Annotated in this window: 20 protein-coding genes and 1 pseudogene; 19 read left to right on the top strand and 2 right to left on the bottom strand. The window is 34.0% G+C overall.

Translation table 11 applies throughout. The annotated features are described in order from the left end of the window. Positions 1–83 precede the first annotated feature (83 nt). From IJQ68_RS08410 to IJQ68_RS08335, 16 genes and pseudogenes are all read left to right on the top strand, one after another. Entirely contained in the window at positions 84–317 is a 234-nt protein-coding gene (locus IJQ68_RS08410) for a CbiQ family ECF transporter T component (protein ID WP_292799162.1), read from the top strand. Then, positions 317–1,147, top strand: coding sequence for an ATP-binding cassette domain-containing protein (locus tag IJQ68_RS08405; RefSeq protein ID WP_292799160.1), 831 nt, complete (start codon positions 317–319; stop codon positions 1,145–1,147). Before IJQ68_RS08410 ends, IJQ68_RS08405 begins: the two co-directional genes overlap by 1 nt. A 138-nt stretch (positions 1,148–1,285) precedes the next feature. Then, positions 1,286–1,744 carry a riboflavin synthase gene (ribC, locus tag IJQ68_RS08400; protein WP_292799158.1) on the top strand — a complete coding sequence of 153 codons (459 nt, stop codon included), beginning with the start codon at positions 1,286–1,288 and terminating at the stop codon, positions 1,742–1,744. 8 nt (positions 1,745–1,752) lie between these two features. Then, on the top strand, positions 1,753–2,457 hold the full coding sequence (locus tag IJQ68_RS08395; protein WP_292799156.1) for a glycosyltransferase family 2 protein: 705 nt from the start codon (positions 1,753–1,755) through the stop codon (positions 2,455–2,457). A 9-nt stretch (positions 2,458–2,466) separates the two neighbouring features. Beyond that, positions 2,467–2,814 (top strand): DUF2304 domain-containing protein, encoded by a 348-nt coding sequence (locus IJQ68_RS08390; protein ID WP_292799154.1) that lies wholly within the window; start codon positions 2,467–2,469, stop codon positions 2,812–2,814. Between the two features lie 3 nt (positions 2,815–2,817). After that, positions 2,818–3,489, top strand: coding sequence for a (Fe-S)-binding protein (locus IJQ68_RS08385; protein ID WP_292799152.1), 672 nt, complete (start codon positions 2,818–2,820; stop codon positions 3,487–3,489). After that, a complete protein-coding gene (locus IJQ68_RS08380) occupies positions 3,476–4,678 on the top strand; it encodes an LUD domain-containing protein (protein ID WP_292799150.1) in 1,203 nt (400 codons plus the stop codon). Before IJQ68_RS08385 ends, IJQ68_RS08380 begins: the two co-directional genes overlap by 14 nt. Positions 4,679–4,789: 111 nt before the next feature. Beyond that, positions 4,790–5,503, top strand: coding sequence for a (5-formylfuran-3-yl)methyl phosphate synthase (locus IJQ68_RS08375; protein WP_292799148.1), 714 nt, complete (start codon positions 4,790–4,792; stop codon positions 5,501–5,503). A gap of 13 nt (positions 5,504–5,516) precedes the next feature. Continuing rightward, entirely contained in the window at positions 5,517–6,998 is a 1,482-nt protein-coding gene (guaB, locus tag IJQ68_RS08370) for an IMP dehydrogenase (RefSeq protein WP_292799146.1), read from the top strand. Positions 6,999–7,182: 184 nt separating this feature from the next. Next, the gene (rpl37A, locus tag IJQ68_RS08365) at positions 7,183–7,452 is read left to right on the top strand and encodes a 50S ribosomal protein L37Ae (RefSeq protein ID WP_292740060.1); all 270 of its coding nucleotides are present in this window, start codon (positions 7,183–7,185) and stop codon (positions 7,450–7,452) included. A 3-nt stretch (positions 7,453–7,455) separates the two neighbouring features. Next, positions 7,456–7,581, top strand: a pseudogene (locus IJQ68_RS08360) (DNA-directed RNA polymerase subunit P); the annotation flags it as partial. A gap of 107 nt (positions 7,582–7,688) precedes the next feature. After that, on the top strand, positions 7,689–8,171 hold the full coding sequence (locus IJQ68_RS08355; protein WP_292799144.1) for a Brix domain-containing protein: 483 nt from the start codon (positions 7,689–7,691) through the stop codon (positions 8,169–8,171). After that, a complete protein-coding gene (locus IJQ68_RS08350; RefSeq protein WP_292799142.1) occupies positions 8,164–8,433 on the top strand; it encodes a KEOPS complex subunit Pcc1 in 270 nt (89 codons plus the stop codon). The genes IJQ68_RS08355 and IJQ68_RS08350 overlap by 8 nt, the downstream gene beginning before the upstream one ends. Positions 8,434–8,453: 20 nt before the next feature. After that, complete coding sequence (locus tag IJQ68_RS08345; RefSeq protein ID WP_292799140.1) at positions 8,454–8,810, top strand: prefoldin subunit beta; 357 nt, start codon at positions 8,454–8,456, stop codon at positions 8,808–8,810. A gap of 24 nt (positions 8,811–8,834) precedes the next feature. Further along, positions 8,835–9,119: a DUF3194 domain-containing protein gene (locus IJQ68_RS08340; RefSeq protein ID WP_292799138.1), complete on the top strand. Its 285-nt coding sequence runs from the start codon at positions 8,835–8,837 to the stop codon at positions 9,117–9,119. A 720-nt stretch (positions 9,120–9,839) separates the two neighbouring features. Next, the gene (locus IJQ68_RS08335) at positions 9,840–10,526 is read left to right on the top strand and encodes a HisA/HisF family protein (RefSeq protein ID WP_292799136.1); all 687 of its coding nucleotides are present in this window, start codon (positions 9,840–9,842) and stop codon (positions 10,524–10,526) included. Here IJQ68_RS08335 and IJQ68_RS08330 read toward each other — a convergent pair. Next, on the bottom strand, positions 10,523–10,702 hold the full coding sequence (locus IJQ68_RS08330) for a hypothetical protein (RefSeq protein WP_292799134.1): 180 nt from the start codon (positions 10,700–10,702) through the stop codon (positions 10,523–10,525). The two genes, IJQ68_RS08335 and IJQ68_RS08330, sit on opposite strands and share 4 nt — an antisense overlap. A gap of 138 nt (positions 10,703–10,840) precedes the next feature. Between IJQ68_RS08330 and IJQ68_RS08325 the strand changes: the two genes are divergently transcribed. Further along, the gene (locus IJQ68_RS08325) at positions 10,841–11,689 is read left to right on the top strand and encodes a cation diffusion facilitator family transporter (RefSeq protein ID WP_292799132.1); all 849 of its coding nucleotides are present in this window, start codon (positions 10,841–10,843) and stop codon (positions 11,687–11,689) included. An 8-nt stretch (positions 11,690–11,697) separates the two neighbouring features. Here IJQ68_RS08325 and IJQ68_RS08320 read toward each other — a convergent pair whose 3' ends face one another. Continuing rightward, on the bottom strand, positions 11,698–12,291 hold the full coding sequence (locus IJQ68_RS08320; protein ID WP_292799130.1) for a stage II sporulation protein M: 594 nt from the start codon (positions 12,289–12,291) through the stop codon (positions 11,698–11,700). Between the two features lie 177 nt (positions 12,292–12,468). Here IJQ68_RS08320 and IJQ68_RS08315 point away from each other — a divergent pair, with 177 nt between their 5' ends. Next, complete coding sequence (locus IJQ68_RS08315; RefSeq protein ID WP_292799128.1) at positions 12,469–13,290, top strand: PfkB family carbohydrate kinase; 822 nt, start codon at positions 12,469–12,471, stop codon at positions 13,288–13,290. Positions 13,291–13,359: 69 nt separating this feature from the next. Continuing rightward, on the top strand, positions 13,360–19,068 hold a 5,709-nt coding region (locus tag IJQ68_RS08310; RefSeq protein ID WP_292799126.1), incomplete at its 3' end, for a DUF4011 domain-containing protein.

Raw genomic sequence — 19,068 nt, 5'->3', positions numbered from 1 at the left:
TGTGCGGCACAAAGCGGCGCTGATGGCGTTGCGCTATGCCGGCATTCGCATCCTGATCCTGCGCCGGACGCTGGTGGAGCTGCGTGAGATATAATGCAATTTTCATATTTTTAGATCAATTGGCTACAATGAGAAATGCTCAGGAAACTAGATTAGGATATGTAGGTTCTAAAAGTACTTATAAGTCTTTAGGTATGTTATTCAGTAATCTATTTTTCCGATCCCTTGATAAATCAGAGACGCTTCAATGTTCTTTAGATTCAAGATGTTATCAAGGATATTTGCCTGTTTATAAACCTAAAAGGAGTAATAAATAATGTTAAAAGCAAATAATATTTCATATTCATATGATGATGGAACTCAGGCTTTAAAAAATGTAAATCTGGAAGTCGAAAAGGGTGAAATGGTATCTCTTCTTGGAAAAAATGGTGCGGGCAAGTCCACATTATTTTTACATTTCAATGGTATTATCAAACCTGATAACGGAGAAATCATCATTGATGGCGAAACTTTAAAACATGATAAAAAAAGTCTAATGAAATTTAGACAGAAAGTGGGAATTGTATTCCAGAATCCTGACGATCAGCTTTTCGCACCGACTGTCGAAGAGGACATTGCATTCGGTCCTTTAAACCTTGGATTATCCCAGGAAGAGACAGAAAAAAGGGTGACTGACGCATTAAAAAGAGTTGATATGGAAGGTTTTGAAAGAAAGGCTCCTCATCATTTGAGTGGGGGTCAGAAAAAAAGAGTTGCAATTGCCGGAATATTGGCTATGCAGCCTGAAATAATGGTTTTGGATGAACCTACTTCCGGTCTTGACCCGAAAGGAGCATCAGATATATTGAAACTTTTATATGAGTTGAATGATGAAGGCATGACTATTATTATTTCTACACATGATGTGGATTTAGTGCCTATTTACTCAAATAAGGTATATGTCATCAGTTCTGGTGAAATAGTTAAAAGTGGATCTCCAAAAGAAGTTTTCTCTGATATTGAGTTAATAAGAAGTGCAAATCTGAGACTTCCTCGTGTTGCACATTTATTCGAGATATTGGAAAAAAGGGATGGATTTTCATTTGATGGAGATTATCCGTTAACGATTTCAGAGGCTAGACGATTGGCTAATGAACAATTTAAATAAAATATTTTTTTTTAAATTTCTAAAATTATAATAATTAATATTACGATTTTATTACGGCAGTAATAATTTTTTTCAAAAAACTATTTTTCACTAATATTATATATTAAAATTAACATATCTTTTTGTAAGGTGAAGTTTATGAGGATTGGAATTTGTGACACTACATTTGCACGTTTTGACATGGCCTCAGCAGCTATCGATGAACTTAAAAATAATGCTTATGACTTAAAGATAATACGCCAAACAGTTCCTGGAGTAAAAGACTTGCCTGTAACAGCTAAAATCCTCATAGAAGAGGAAAACTGTGATATCGTAATGGCATTGGGAATGCCCGGGCCTATGGAAAAGGATAAGATGTGCGCTCATGAAGCATCAACAGGCCTTATCAATGCACAGCTGATGACCAATACACACATATTGGAAGTGTTTGTCCATGAAGATGAGGAAGAAGACCCTGTTGAGTTGAAAAAACTGGCTGAAAACAGGGCTCGTGAACATGCACAGAATCTAATCAAAATGATGTATCATAGAAAAGCTATGAGAAAAGAAGCTGGAATGGGAATGCGTGAAGGAAAAGAGGATGCTGGACCATTATAGGTGTAGATATGGGATATGAGATAACTTTAGAAGATAAAAATGCAACATACGTGGTTCTTCCTGCGTATAATGAAGCAACAAGAATCGAACCGGTTCTGGAAGACATAGCCCGTAAAGGCTATAATATGGTCATTGTAAATGATGGCTCTTCAGACAATACTCTGGAAGTTGTTAAACAATCAAAAAGAAAATTTCCAGATAAAATCCATATATTTTCCTTGCCAATAAATAGGGGAGTTGGAATAGCTACTCAAACAGGTTTTGAGGCCGTTTTGAAGTTCAATCCAAAATATATTGTCAGTATGGACTCTGACGGACAGCATTCCGCTGATGATTTGGATGAAGTAATTAAGCCATTGGTTACCGGTGAAGCTCAAGCGGTAATTGGTGTAAGACCTTTTAAGGACATGCCGAAAACCAGAAGCTTTGCAAACTCAATCATGAACCTTTTAACAAGAATATTCTATAAAGTAAATGTCAGCGATTCCCAGACAGGTTTCAGGGCAATAACTGTCGATGCCCTGAATAAGATTTCAATCAACGCTACAGGTTATCTTATATCTTCAGAATTTATACGTGAAATCAATGACAATAATATTCCTTTTGCAGAAGTGCCTATTCAAACAATCTACACTCCCGAAACCCAAGCTAAAGGAACAAATGTGGTTGTTGCATTTAAAATTTTGCTTCAGATGATTAAACATCAATTTTAAGGTGAAAAAATGTATTTATATGCTTTAATATTTCCGATAATTTCTGTAATTGCTATAATATGGTTTATTACAAGATACTTTAAAGGAAAGAATTCGATTACAACTGTTGTTTTATGGTCCATATTTTGGATTGTTGTTAGTTTATTTGCGATTTTTCCAAATGTCAGTATTACATTTGCACAATTATTCGGTATAACTCGTGGTCTTGACTTTATAATTATATTGGTATTTGTAATTTTGTTTTACACTGTTTTAAAATTATATTTCATTGTTGATAATATGCAAAACGACTTAAATACTCTTGTTAAGGAAGTTGCATTAAATAATGAAATCACTCTTGATGATGAAGAGGAATAGTTCATGATATATTTTAGAGGATGCACTGCCAGAGAAAAGGAAACTGCAATTCAGGATGCAACAGAAAAACTTTTAAGATTGGCAGGCATAGATTATCATATTTTAAATGATGAGAAATGCTGCGGATCAGTTTTGCTGAGAACCGGTTTTATCAGACAAGCGCAGGAACAGATTCAAAAGAATACTGAGATTTTAAAGGATGAGCTGATATTGACTTCCTGTGCAGGCTGTTACAAGACTTTAAAGGATGATTATGAAGGTTTGGATGTCATTCACATTTCACAGTTTTTAAAGCAGCTTATTGATGACGACAAATTGAGCTTCACTAAAAAGGATTTAAAGGTTACATATCATGATTCCTGCCATCTGGGACGTCACTCTAACATATTTGATGAACCTAGAGATGTTATTTCTGCTGTCGCTGATTTGGTTGAAATGGAAAATATCCGTGAAAACAGCATCTGTTGCGGTGCAGGTGGTGGAGTAAAGTCAGCTTATCCAGAAATAGCTTCACAGATGGCTGAATCTAGAGTCAATCAGGCTAAAGAAACTGGTGCAGAGTTATTGCTTACTCCATGTCCGTTCTGTAAGCTTAATTTAAAGAATGATGATTTGGAAGTCATGGATTTGACGGAATTTTTAGTAAAGTATGGTGGTGTCTATGAAGACGAGTGAACTTGAAACCATGAGAAAATCATTCAATACAGTCAAGTCAAGGTCATCTGAAATAAAGGACTCACCTCAAGTCAGAAGACTTCAGGAAAGAGTACGTGAAATCAAGAGATACTCCGTTGAAAATTCCGAAGAGTTATATGGCCAGGCTGTCGAATCATTCAAGCGAAACGGCATTGATGTCGAGTTTGCTGAAACGAAGGAAGATGCATTAGATATTATTTTTGACTTAATAAAAGACTTTGACAATAAGGTGATTGCCAAGGCAAAATCCAATACTTTAGGTGAAATAAATCTTAAATCAGAGCTGGCATCCAAAGAGTGGGATGTTGTCGAAACAGATTTGGGAGACAGGATTTTGCAGCTTAAAAAAACGGACAATAAGCCTGTTCATCCGACAGGGCCTGCTTCCCATCTAAACATTTCAGAAATCACTAATATTGTCAATGATTCTCTGGACAGCGATGTCAATCCGATTGCCCGTGAGATTATGGAGCTTGTCCGTGAGGATGTTCTAAATCGTCTAAAAGATGCAAGTGTAGGTATATCAGGTGCCAATGCAATTGCATCTGAAGAGGGGTCATGCATAATGGTTCATAACGAAGGCAATATTTCACTGGTTTCGCTGAAAGATTTGCATATAATTGTAGCTGGAATTGATAAAATTGTACCTACTTTGGAAGATGCAATTTCTGTTTCAAAACTTGAAACAGTCTATGCTACAGGAAACTATGTAACCTCATATATGAATGTCATATCCGGACCGTCAAAGACAGCGGACATTGAAAAAAAGCTTCTCAAAAACATGTACGGTGCCGAAAGGGTAGTCGTAATATTTTTAGACAATGGAAGAAGCCTGGCCAGCGAAGAGTGCCTTTGGTGTATCGGATGCGGAAACTGCATTGTGCACTGTCCTGTATATAATGCCGTCGGAAACGAGTTCGGATTCAATAACTATCTTGGCGGCCGTGGTGTTGCAATGTCAAAATTCATTGAAGATGATGAGACCTGTTATAACTCAGGTCTTTACATGTGCACGTTATGTGGATTGTGCACCTTAAATTGTCCGGTAGCTATTCCAACCAATGAAATACTTGAAAACATGAGAAAATTATCCTCAGAAGTTGGCTTTTATCCTAAAGTTCATGGAAAAATCAGGGATAATGTAAGCAAGAATGATTCACCATATTAATTTAACTATTTTTTTAAATGCATTTTAGTGCATATACTTATAAAGAAAGAATACTAAATATAAATATATTATATTTTGATATATTGATTATATTATAAACGGAGGAAATACATGCTTCTATTAATAAGTCCTATAAATCATGAAGAAGCTCTTGAATCTATTAAAGGTGGAGCAGATATTGTCGATGTTAAAAATCCTAAAGAAGGATCTTTAGGTGCTAATTTCCCTTGGGTTATTAAAGAAATCAGGGAATTAACTCCTGAAGACAAATTGGTCAGTGCTACTTTAGGAGATGTGCCTTACAAACCAGGTACAGTTTCTCTAGCGGCAATGGGTGCTCATGTTTCAGGAGCAGATTATATTAAAGTAGGATTATACGGAACCAAAAATTACGATGAAGCTGTTGAAGTTATGAAAAACGTATCTAAAACCGTTAAAGACGTAAGTCCAGATACTATTGTAGTAGCTGCAGGTTATGCAGATGCTCATCGTGTTGGTGCTGTTGATCCGATGGAAATTCCAAAAGTTGCTCGTGATGCAAACTGCGATTTGGCAATGTTGGATACTGCTGTTAAAGACGGTCATACTTTATTTGATTATTTAGATTTAGATAAATTAACTGAATTTGTTGAAGAAGCTCATAGCTATAATTTGAAAACTGCTCTTGCAGGATCTGTCAAAAAAGACCAGTTAAAACCATTGCATGATATTGACTGTGATGTTGTTGGTATCAGAGGAGCTGCCTGTGTTGGCGGTGACCGTAATACCGGTAAAATACATCATACTGCAGTAGCTGAGCTTAAAGAATTATGCGATTCATTTTAAGTAGGTGTTTTTAATGTATTCTAAAAAAGTTCAAGAAGCTAGAATGTCTTATACATTCGATGATTTTTTACTTACTCCAAATGCAAGTTATGTTGAACCTAAAGACATTGATACAACCATTGAATTGTCAAAAGGAATCAAATTGAATATTCCTGTAATGAGTGCCGCTATGGACACTGTCACTGAAGCTGAATTGGCTATAGCTATGGCACAGGAAGGTGGTATAGGAGTAATTCACAGAAACATATCATTGGAAAGACAGGTTGAAGAAGTTAAAAAAGTAAAATCTGCAGAAGACTTGACTATTCGTGATGTTGTAACCATTACACCTGATTCAACCATTTTGGATGTTCAAAATAAAATGCAGGATGAACTGATTAGCGGTCTTCCTGTTGTTGACGGTGATGAAATTATAGGTATCATCTCAAAAAGAGATATCAGACCAGTATTAAAATCTGAACCTAACAAGACTGTTAAAGACATCATGACTTCTGATGTTGTTACTGTGGAAGAGCCAATCACTGCTGAAGAGGCATTGAATATTGCTTATGAAAATAAAGTTGAAAGATTACCTGTTCTTCATGACGGTAAATTAGTTGGAATTATCACTATTAAAGATATTTTAAATCAGGCACAATATCCTAATGCTGCTCGTGATAAAAACGGTAATTATCTGGTTGCCGCAGCTTCTGGTCCATTTGATCTGGAAAGGGCTATGGCATTGGATCAGGCTGGTGCAGATATTATTTCAATCGACTGTGCTCACGCTCACAATATGAATGTTGTCAAATTCACTGAAACCATTAAGGATAATATTGATGCTGAATTATGTGTAGGTAACATTGCAACTGCCGAAGCTGCAGAAGACCTGATATCTATGGGTGTTGATGCATTAAAAGTCGGTATCGGTCCGGGTTCCATGTGTACTACCCGTATTGTTGCAGGTGTCGGTGTACCTCAATTGACTGCAATTTCCGATGTTGCTGACGCTGCTGCAGATGCAGGCATTCCTGTCATCGCAGACGGTGGTATCAGATACTCCGGAGACATTGCAAAAGCTATAGGTGCCGGTGCAGATGCAGTAATGTTAGGTAATTTGCTTGCAGCATCCTATGAGGCTCCTGGTGATGTGGTTGTCATGAACGGTAAACAGTACAAAAAATACCGTGGAATGGGTTCAATGGGAGCTATGACCAGCGAATTTGATGGTGGTGCTGATAGATACTTCCAAGGATCTAAAAGTAAAATGAACCACACTAAATATGTTCCTGAAGGAATTGAAGGCGCAGTGCCTTACAAAGGAACTGTTAGTGAAATTTTATTCCAATTAGTCGGTGGTTTAAAATCATCCATGGGTTATTGTGGAGCTAAAGATATTGCAGACATGCAGAAAAAAGCTCAATTTGTCAGAATAACCAGTAGTGGTATTAAGGAATCACATCCTCATGATTTGTTAATCACTAATGAAAGTCCTAATTATCACACTTTCGATTAATTGATTGGGTTAATATCATCAGGTATTTTAAGAAAATACTAATATTTTCTTGAATTTACCATTAACTTTAAATATGATGTAATACAATATTATTACATTAGATAATTTTATGATTGTTTTTAATCATGGTAAATCTAATTGATTTACATTTTTATTATTATTTTTATAATGGAGAGAAATTAAAATGGCAAGAACTAAAAAAGTTGGTATTACAGGTAGGTTCGGTGCAAGATACGGAAGAAAAGCAAAAAGATCTGTTAAACTCATCGAAGAAAACATGAAAAAAAATCATGTTTGTCCTAAATGTGATAGACCTTATGTAAAAAGACAAGCTGCTGGAATTTGGAAATGTAGAAAATGCGGTGCAGTATTTACTGGTGGAGCTTACGTTCCTCAAACCCCTATGGCAAAATCCGCAGCACGTAGTATCAGAGATATTAAAGTGGAGGAATAATCCTTGTATAAATGTCCACGTTGTGGAACCGAAGTAGACCAAAAAAGCTACATGGTCAATAAATGTCCTAATTGTAGATATAGGATTTTATTTAAAAATGTTCCAGAAGTAACTCGTTGGGTTTCTGCAAGTGTTCCCGATGGGAATATGGTCAACAGAGTTGGCCTTAAAAAATAGAATTAAATCAAGATTTTTAATCTTGTTTTATCTATAATTTTTTACTATTTTTGATTTAAATGTTAATTTCAACTTCCAGAAAGCCTTCTCAAAAAACAAGAAAGTTTTGTAAGAATTTTGCCCATGCAACAGATTCAACTTCTGTTAATAGAGGTAAAATGAATATGAGAGAGCTTTTGCTGAAAGCTTTAGATGAGGATGAAGTTAATTTAGCTATTGTTAATGAAATTAAGGGAAATCCCAGTAGGATAACATTTTATTCTAACAAAGGTGAAGAATTACTTATTGTTTTGATTAGTGCAAGTATTTCCAATGAAAGACTCAACATAGCTCCATCTAAATTGAAAGTAGTCTCAGATGTTCAAGAACTAAACTCCTTAAGTGATATTTTAGGTTTTGAACTTGTGGATAGCGCAGAGGATAACTATATTCATATATCTGAAGATGATGATTTGATAGCTAGAATAAATTTTATCAATAAATTTGGAGACAAGACTGATTTTCAGATTAATGTTAAAAAAATTTTAGATAACAATGATTGATGATAGTCCACTGGAATCTGTAAAAAGCCGGATTGATATTGAATTTGAAAATTCCGATCAGGCTAAAATCATTTATGATTCCATTATTTTAGAGTTCAATACGGCACCTGATTACAGATCATCTATGGATTTGACTCTTGAGGAAAATAAGATTATTATCAATATTGATGCGGAGGATTCGACTTCATTTAGAGCTTCTGTCAATTCAGCTATTAAATGGATTAACTTATCATTACAAATAAATAATTTGATTAATATATAAAAATAAAAAGGTGATTATATATGGAAATTCCTGAAAATATACAACAGCAATTAAATCAGTTTCAACAGTTACAACAGCAAGCTCAAGCTGTAACTATGCAAATTCAAACTGTAGAAGTTCAAATTCAAGAAACTGAAAAAGCATTAGAAGAGTTAAATAACACTGATGAAAGTACTGAAGTATTCAAACAAGCAGGTAATTTACTCATTAAAGTAGATTATAAAGATGCTTTGGAAGAAGCTGAAGATAAATTAGAAACTCTCAAGTTAAGAAAACAAACTATGGCTCGCCAAGAAGAAAGAGTCATGAAAAAACTTGAAGAAATGCAAACTAATATTCAAGCTGCAATGCAAGGAATGGCTCCTAATGGAGCTTAATTTCCATTCTTTTTTTGGATTATTATGTCAAAACTTAAAAGATTATCTTCTGATGATTTAACCACTATTTCTGATGATTTTGGAGAAATCCTTGAAAAAGAGGTCTCCCGTGTGATTTCCACTAAGGAACTTGAGGATCTTGATTTGGATATTATGCTCAATTATGATGATGACCAATTGGATGTTGATGTTGATTTGGGCGTTAGCTTTGATGAGTTATCAGAAATTGATCAGGATTTATTGTCTGAAGCTGTAGATGAGGCTTATTTGAAGTTTGATTCATATATTGATGAAAATTTCAGAGAATAATTATTTTTTTTAAATTAGTTAGTATTACTTTTTTTAATTTTTTTACTAATTAAAGTAATACTTTTTTATAAAAAAGTATTTATATTAGTAAATCAAAGTATAATATAGTTTGAAGTTAATTCATTATAGATAGCTTAGCAAGGATGAACACGTGATTTTTTCTGTCTTTCAAAATTCCCTCTTTCAACTTCAAACTTACTTTTTTATTTTTTTTTAAAACTTCTTTTTTTATCAATCTTACTTAATTTTTAATTACTTTTTTCAACTGTACTTTAATTAGGGATGTTTTAAGCATATCATTTTTTTCTAGCTAAGTATGTTCATATAATGGCTTTTTCAAGCGAACTTTATTGATTTTAACATATTTCAAACATCAAAATTTAAATTATTATATTAATTTTTAAATTATAATGATTATTGTTTATTTATTTTTAATTATTTTATTTATTGTTTAATTTTTATAAAAATAATTTAAATTTTATTTATTCAAGTATAATTTAATTTTTATAAATTATAGGTAACTTTATATACTATGATGATAAAGATAATAAACAAGGGTTAAAAATCATATTTTTTATACTCTCCCCAAATTGATCATTATTTTTATTTTCGAAATTAGGCTAAAATTTATTTTTAGCTTAATTTTCCTCCTATTGTTTTTTTGATTTTTTTAAAATTTTAAATACTTTCTTGATTATATTATATTTTAAGGTGACAAATATGATTAAAAAAATACCAGTATTGGATTTGAAAGAAGGTCAGGCAGTAAGCGGCAAATCCGGTATGAGGGATACATATCAACCATTGCAAACAGTATTTGCTCCATCATCCAGTCCTGTTGAAATTGCACAGGGTCTGAAATTGAATGGTGCCGATGAATTATACATTGCTGATTTGGATTTGATTGAAAGCAAAGGACATAATGTCAATGAAATCAAGATGGCCAACACAATACTTCCGGTAATGCTTGATGCAGGCGTAAAGGATGTAGAATCATTTTCATTTTTCCTGGACTATGCATTTAAGATAATCGTTCCCACAGAAACGCTTGAAGACGTAAATGAACTCTATAAGATTTTTGAAAAATATCCTAAAGAAAGGATTGTAATAAGTGTTGATGTAAAGGACAATGGACTCTACTGCAAGAAACTGGACTTGGACTTCAAGGAATACAAAAAGATATTGAAAGAATTAGATCCTGCTGAAATCATACTTTTAGACATTAGTGGCGTGGGAACAAATCATGGGTATAATAAAGAGCTTTTAGATGAATTCGAGGATATGAAAGACAAATTAATAATGGCTGGCGGATTAAATAAAGAATCTATTGATGAGTTGGAAAAACTGGGAATAAAAAAAGTGTTGGTAGGAACTAGCCTACATTCAGGTGAAATTACAATAATCTAGATAAGTGCATTTAATACAACATAAGGGAATGCACAACCTACAATAAACAATACGATACCTAAACCTAATTTAGGATTGTTTTCATCCAATATACCAGATATTATTAGTAATAATCCGAAAAATCCAAAAAGTACTGGAAATATATGTGAAAATATTGTTGTTCCTATTATTGCCATTTTTAATCACTAATATTGATTTAATCTTTAAATTATATAAATATTTGTTGTTAAAGGAATAATTTTAAAATACACTTTATCTTTAATATTATTCATTTTAAATAACTTTTTTATTTTATTATTGATAAACTGTTAAATATGAGAATTGATACTCACAGTCATCACAAAAAAGCGGGCGAAAATCTGGCATTTGTATTTTTCATGAATCTTGCCTTCAATATCATAGTCATTGCAGGAGGTCTTGCAACCAACAGTATGGCAATACTTGCTGACTGCATTCATGACATGTCCGATACGATTTCCATTGCATTGGCATGGTTTCTGGAAAAAGTATCCCAAAAGGACTCAACAGACAAATATTCATACGGATATCAGAGATTTTCAATTTTAGGTGCTGTAATAACTTCTATTTTTGTTATAATAATGGCATTTGTAATATTGTCCGAAGCTATTCCAAGACTATTTGCTCCTGAAGGAGTGGATGCCGGTGGAATGCTCGTTATTGCAATTGTTGGAATAATATTTAAATCAATATCTGTCTATAGGCTTCATGACGGCGAAACATTCAATGAAAAAGCTATTTTATTCCATCAGCTAGGTGATGTATTTGAATGGGTTGCTATATTGATATTAAGTGTTGTTCTAATATTCTGGGATGGGGCGCCATACCTGGATCCCTTCGTTTCAATCGGAATCGCAATATGGCTTATATTCAACCTCGGACGCAATTTATACAAATCAGTTGAAGTGCTGCTTCAAAAGACTCCCGACAACTTCGATGTTGAAGAATTCAAACAGCAGATAGTGGCTATTGATGGTGTGAATGCAATTGAAGACTTCCATATATGGTCACTTGACGGGATAGATTCAGTAATGACTGTAAAAGTCGATGTTGATTTTGGAAAAAATGTTGAAAATATTAAAAAAGAAATTTATGCCGTTTCCGGCAAGTATCATGTCGTTGATATTACAATCGAATTGGATTGACTGCAGATTCATGGCCCTATAATGAATTCAGAGAAAGGTACTGAGAAATATGCTTCAATTGGGGCTGCAATAAGCAATAGGATTGTTGAAAATATCATAAGTATGATGCTTTGAACCAATATTTTTTTGGTTTTTTCAAAGGCTTGTGAAGCTCCGGATGTATTGCTATTTCTCCAGGCTTTGATGAATCTCCAGATGAATAGGAATAATAGCACTCCTGCCACTGACTGAAGAACAGTTGCTGTAATTTCAAATATTCCGTGGGGAATCAGGTAAATGATATATCTAAGACCTCCATTAGGAATTGCCTGATTGAATAATTGTCCAATAACGCCCAAGTTAACAGCATTATAGGCTAACATTAAAATTGCAGGAATTGCAAAGAATATTGAAAAAACATATGTTATGATTCCTCCCCATTCATTATTGATGAATAGTTCAACTGCACTCCCACTGATTATATTTGGAGTAGGTGTTGTATTTGAAATTGGCATATTGCTTATGGCAGATTCCACTCTTGCACCGGATAAAATCCATGCCGCAACAAAACAGATTATAAATGTCAGGTATAATCCGATTATTAATTTTTTGTTATCTTTCAAAGTTTCTATTAACAGATTTTAGAATTGAATTAATATTTTCATGTATTTAACTTATTTGTTAGTAACTAATTAATGTTTCTGAGTATTATTCATCAAAATACACTGTTAAATACTAAACAAATTGTTATATATTCTAATTACAAATAGTTATACTTATATGAATACACAAGGGATATCATGACACTTGTAGTAATTGGTCCGGTAACTAATGATTTGGTGGTTATCGGCAATAGAAAGTCCAACAGAGTTGGCGGTGCGACTTACTTTCAAAGTTTTGTTTTTGAAGAATTCTTCAAGGACTACCGGGTAATTGTAAACTGTTCGGATGAACATTTAATAGATGCTTTTCCTGATAAATACAAAGTTCAGGTAATTAAAAAAGAGAATTCTCATTTTTTCATCAATGAATATCCTTTCAGGGATAACCTGGATGTCAGACATCAATTAAGCAATTTTGCTAAAATACCGATTTTTCCATCTGATTTGAAAGACATTTTGCCCGATGATATTGGTGCGTTTGTGCTAAATCCTCTAAATCGTCATGATTTTCCTATTGAAACTGTTGAATATCTCAAAAGTTTTGATGTTCCAATATTTTTATCAGTACAGGGTTTTTTAAGAACTCCTGATGTTGAAGTAAATGAAAATTACACTATAAAATTAGATAACTTCAAGGAGTTACCTGCCATATTATCACTCGCAGATGCGATATTTTTAGATGAATCAGAAAAAAACATCCTTGGTGATGACATAGATGTAGATGAAATCATCATAACTGATGGAAGTCATGGATCAAGAGTGCTTTCAGATAAGGAGTATAAAATTGAAGCTGTCCCGTGTGACAATATTGTTGATTCAACAGGCTGTGGTGATACCTATATGGCAGCTTACATTTCTAAAAAATTAACAACCGATTCCATTTTAAAATCAGCTAATTTCGCATCAAAAATAGCTAGTGATAAACTCAGCTTTTTTGGACCATTTAAAGGCGATATTTAATTTTAAGTAAACTTTATTAATTAATGAATTAATAATTATATATGATTTAAAGAATTTTTCAATTAATAAATGATCATCATGTTATCCAATTCATCTACAAATATAATCGAAAAAGAGTTTGAAAACTTACGTAAGGAGTTATTAGATTTAACTTTAAGAAATCAGTTGCTTAACTTTAAATCCAGAGCCAAAACAGTTAAAATCAATAATCAAACTCCAATTAATGTCTACCAAACATTAGTTATACAAAATAGTAAGATGTATTTTGTAGCCAATAAGAAAGACAAAAAGGAAGACAAATCCTCTGTATGGGATCATATTCCATTTGATTTTTCAAAGTTTTCAGAAGGAAACAAGAAACTGGCTACAGATTTGACTCCAAATGAACTCCAAAAGAGATTATATTACATCAATAACCAGGCTAAAACAATGCTTCAGGAACAGGGTTATAATATCCTTTACCTTGCAGTCGGATTTTTGGAATGGATAGACAAATCCAAGCCAAAACAAGTTAATCAGGCACCGCTGGTATTGATTCCTGTTTCAATGGAGAGAAAAAAGGTTGGTGAATCATTTAATCTGGAATGGACTGGAGAAGACATTCAGACTAACATATCACTTAAGGCCAAGCTTCTTGAAGGAGGCATAGAACTTCCTGATTTTGAATTCAAGAAATATGGTGAAGTCATTGACCATTATATAGCTAAAGTTAAACGTGCTACAAGCAGAATGGAAGACTGGAAAGTTAACAACAATATTGCATTAGGTTTCTTTAGTTTCACAAAATTTGTAATGTACAATGATTTGAATCCGGACAGCTGGGCTGATAACGTTGATTTAACTAAAAATGAACTGATACAGGCAATTTTCAACCCTGCAAAAAATGACGTTGAGGCATTCAATGAGGAAGATGTGGACTCACAGCTTGAATATCAGACTATGTATCAGGTTTTGGATGCGGATTCTTCACAGATAGCAGCTATTCAGGACGTTAAGGCAGGAAGAAACCTTGTTGTGGAAGGACCACCAGGTACAGGTAAATCACAAACTATCGTTAATCTGATTGCTGAACTGCTTGCTGAAGGCAAATCAGTATTATTCGTATCAGAAAAGATGGCGGCATTGGATGTTGTAAAGGACAGACTGACTGGTGTTGGATTGGGTAAGTTTGTCTTGGAATTACATTCCCACAAAACAAGACGTAAAAAGTTCCTGAAAGACCTGCAAAAGGCAACCAATGTCCGTGCTGTTGACACATTAAACATTGATCAGACCATAAGGAAACTGGAAACCTTGAAAAGACAGTTGGACGATTATGCCAGCGTCATTCACAGACCGGTTTTTGCCGTGAACCTGTCAGCATTCCAATTGTATGGTATGAAAGAGGCTGCTGATGACCATTTTTCACGCAAGCAAAGCATAATGCCAGTGGTAAGATTCAACAGTCCGGAAACTGTTTCAATGAAAGATCTGGATGATATAATATTGTCTCTGGAAAGCGTTGCAGAGCTCTATCAGACAATTTCAAAGGAAAATCCATGGAGTAAATGCGCACCGAAAAGTCTGCTTCCTGCTGATTTAAGAGAAATAGAAATGCTTATTAACGATACATTGACATCTCTTGACGCATTTCTAATAGAAAGAGGAAGAGTTTATGATATCTATGGTATTAAAAAGCCAAATACATTAAATGAATTTAAAAAATCACTTTCAGCATTTGACATTATCAAATCACAAAACTCAGAGTTAATTGATGCAAAAATCTTAAAGTCCGGTGCATGGGATAAAAATAATGATGACGCTTATTTGATTATTCAGGAACTGGCCAAATATCAGAAAGTTGCCGAAATCCTGGATAAATTCAATCCTGGAATATATCACACTAATATAGACGCATTAATCTATCAGCTAAATGATTTGTCCCATAAGAAATTGCGTTTCTTTAAAGGAAAACAGCATGTGGAACTTGTTGAGAGATATTATAATGTTCCTGTTCCGGATGACATTCCAACGATAATCAATGAATTGAATCAGGCAAAAATTGCAATACAGCTCAAAAAGAATTTGGAAGCCAACGATGCATTGGCCAAAAGATATTATGGTGACTATTGGCATTTAAATGCGGATATAAATGACTTAAAATCAATCGCTCAATGGATGAACCAGTTCACAATCCTTACAAAAGAAGGAATTTTCTCACAAAATACCATTGACATATTATCCAAAGATCTGTTTGACATTAATCCTGAAAGAGATTTGGTTGACTATATAGACTCCGGAAACGAATTCAGTAATGATTTGGATAAATTAAAGGCTAAATTAAATCCTAGAAGCAAACTCATATTCAAAAAAGGTGCAAATGATGTTGCATTTGAAGATTGGCAGTCACAGTTATACAACTGGAGAGGACAGCTGTCCAGCCTTCATTTATGGTCACAATATCTCAACACCAAAAACTCCCTGAAAGGAACAACAGCCGAATTATTTGTTGATTCAATTGAAAAAAGAAACATTAAAAAGGACGATGTAAAAGCACTGGTTGAAGGAAACTTCGCAGATTCACTTTTAAATATATTATTTGTTGAAAATCATGAATTGGCAACATTCATCGGAGAGTTGCATGAAAACAGAATAAGGGAATTTAAGGATTTGGACAAGAAAATATTGGTCTTAAACCGTAAGAGAATCTTCCATAAGTTGAACAAAAACATTCCGCAGATTTTTGGAGCTACAGAAAACCCTCAGGCAAAAGTATTGGCCGGAGAATTTACAAGAAAAAGCGGACACTTGCCGGTTAGGAAATTATTGGAAAAGGCCGGTGGAATGATTAAACAGATTAAACCATGTTTCATGATGTCTCCTTTATCTGTAGCGCAATATCTTGACCCAACTAACGAAGAATTGCAGTTTGATGTTGTTATTTTCGACGAAGCAAGTCAGGTCAAACCTGAAGATGCATTAGGAGCATTCATGAGAGGTAAAACCGCTGTTGTAATGGGGGATACCCAACAATTGCCTCCAACGTCATTTTTCGATCAGATGGCAAGTGGAGAAAGCGATGAGGAAGAAGCAACCTCTTTAGACATGGAAAGTATTCTTCATTTATGTAAACTCTCATTCCCTGTAAAAATGCTGAAATGGCACTACAGAAGCCGTCATGAATCATTAATTAACGTATCCAACAAGGAATTCTATGACAATGAATTGCTTGTTTATCCTTCACCTTCACACAACGATTCCGAACTGGGATTAAAATTCCATTATAATCCGAATACTGCCTATGACAGAGGTTCATCTTCTGCAAACCCGAAAGAGGCTGAAGATGTTGTCGAAGCAATATTTGATCATTTTGACAGATATGGTGACACCAAAAGTCTGGGTGTCGGAACATTTTCTGTCGCACAGAAAAATGCAATCTTGGAAAAATTAGAGGAAAAACGCCGTGAAAGACCTGAATTCGAACCATTATTCTCTGAAAACAAGGATGAAAGATTCTTTGTCAAAAACCTCGAAACTATTCAGGGGGATGAAAGGGATGTTATTCTAATTAGTGTAGGATACGGTTTTGATAACGAACGCAAGATGTCACTAAACTTCGGTCCTTTAAATCAAGATGGTGGTGAAAGAAGATTAAATGTACTGATTACACGTGCAAGACAGAAATGTGTTGTATTTTCCAATTTCAAAGCATCCAGCATGAAATTAACAGCCAACCCGCCACATGGTGTCAGAGCATTAAGAGAATTTCTGGAATATGCTGAAAACTTAACCATTGGCGCTCACACGGAAGAGCAACATACATCAGCACCGTTTGAAGATGCAATAGCCAGTTTCCTTGAAGAAAACGGTTACCAAGTGGATAAACAAATCGGTTGTGCAGGATTTAGAGTTGATTTGGCTATTGTTGATGAGGAAAATCCTGGAAAATACATTTTAGGAATAACTACTGATGGAAAAATGTATGCATCAAGTAAGGTTGCACGTGACCGTGACAGGCTCCGTGAACAGGTCTTGGAAGGATTGGGATGGAAACTCTATCATTTATGGTCCACTGACTGGTACAGAAACCGTGATTTAGGACGCAAAAAGCTATTGGATTTCATTGAAAAATCTATCAAGCAAACCCGTAAGGAACAAAAAATTGCTCGTGAAAAAGAAGAACAACGCAGAATTGAAGCTGAAAAAAGAGCTGAAGAGTTAAGAAAACAACGTGAAAAGGAACTTGAAGAGCAAAGGCAAAAAGAAGCTGAAGCTAAAGCGGCCATGCTTGGTGATGATGTTGAAGTGATACCTCCAGATGGCGAACTTGACTTTGATGACGATATAATTTTTGTAAGCAAAGACGAAGTCGATGATTTTGATGACGATATGGAATTCACACAGGAATCTCCAAGTGAATTTGTTCAGGCCGAAGAAGAAACAAGTGAAGTAGGTTTCGATAAATCACCAAGTGAATTCGTAACGATTAATGAGGAAAAAGAGGATATTAATGAGGATTCCAGTGCATTTGATGATTTTATATTTAAAGATGATGTTGAATCTGAAGTTGATATTGAAGATAATTCTAAAGAAAAAGACATTAAATCCAAAGATTCAGATGATGTTGAAATTGATGGGCAACCAATTGAGTTAAATGATGATGTTTCTGTTGATTTAGATGTTGAAGTCTCTTCTGATTCTGAGGATGTTGATGAATCATTTGAATTAAATGATGATTTGGATGATAAAAGTTATAAGGATTCAGATGATGTTGAAATTGTTGATGAGTCACCAGAATTAAATGATGATATCTCAGAAGATAATGATATTGAAGTCGAAGACATTGATGAATCACAATATCCTGATGATAATGATATTCCTTTAGAAAATGGTGATAGTTTAGATGCAGATATTAACGAAAATGATTCTGATAATGTTAATCTAGAAGAGATTATTGAAGAATTATCTGATGATGAAGATGATGATTTAGATAATATTTCCGATAAACATTCAGATGATGGTGAGGAAGATGAAGATACATTTACAAGTGATAAAGACTATAGCGAAGATGTTCAATATAAAGACGAAGAAAGAGAAGAAGAACTCCAAGAAGAAATAGCTGATGATTCGGATTCTTCAAAAGTCAAATTCGGTTCTTCTATTTCTAAAACAAGTGGTGGTGGAATTTTATCTTCAATAAAAAATAAAATCCCATTATTCAATGATGATGAATCCGAAGAAGATATCACAGATTCCATTAAGGATAAAATAGAAGAAGATGACTTTATTTACGTTGACCATAGTAATGATGAAATCCCTGAAGATGACATTGATGATTTTGATGATCAGGTAAGTGATGATACTGATTCAGTGTCTTTTACAGAGGATATTGAACCTGAACCTATTGAAGAAGAGATTGAACCGGAAACGATTGATGATTCAGCAGAAAAAGTTAAAGAAAAGCCTAAAGTTAAGTTTTCTTCATCAACTGACAGTATTAATATAGATGAAATTTACAATGATGATTTGGATGATGTCAATTCAGTTCCTGATTTAGGTTCTGATGATGTTAAGACGAATTCTTTTGATGATGTGGTTGATTCAGGTTCTGATGATGATTTTGTCAATGTTGACCATGGCAGTGATAAAATCCCTAAAGAAAATATTGACGTTAACTATTCTGATGACGATAAGGTTGATTTAGGTTCTGATAAAGATTATATTCATGTTGATCATAGTACTAAAGAAGATATTGATGTTGACTATTCTGATGACGATAAGGTTGATTTAGGTTCTGAT

Source organism: Methanobrevibacter sp., from assembly GCF_017447225.1.
In the GTDB taxonomy this organism is placed as follows: domain Archaea; phylum Methanobacteriota; class Methanobacteria; order Methanobacteriales; family Methanobacteriaceae; genus Methanocatella.
Note: the sequence above shows the minus strand (reverse complement) of the source record. Positions and strands in the feature narration are given on the sequence as shown.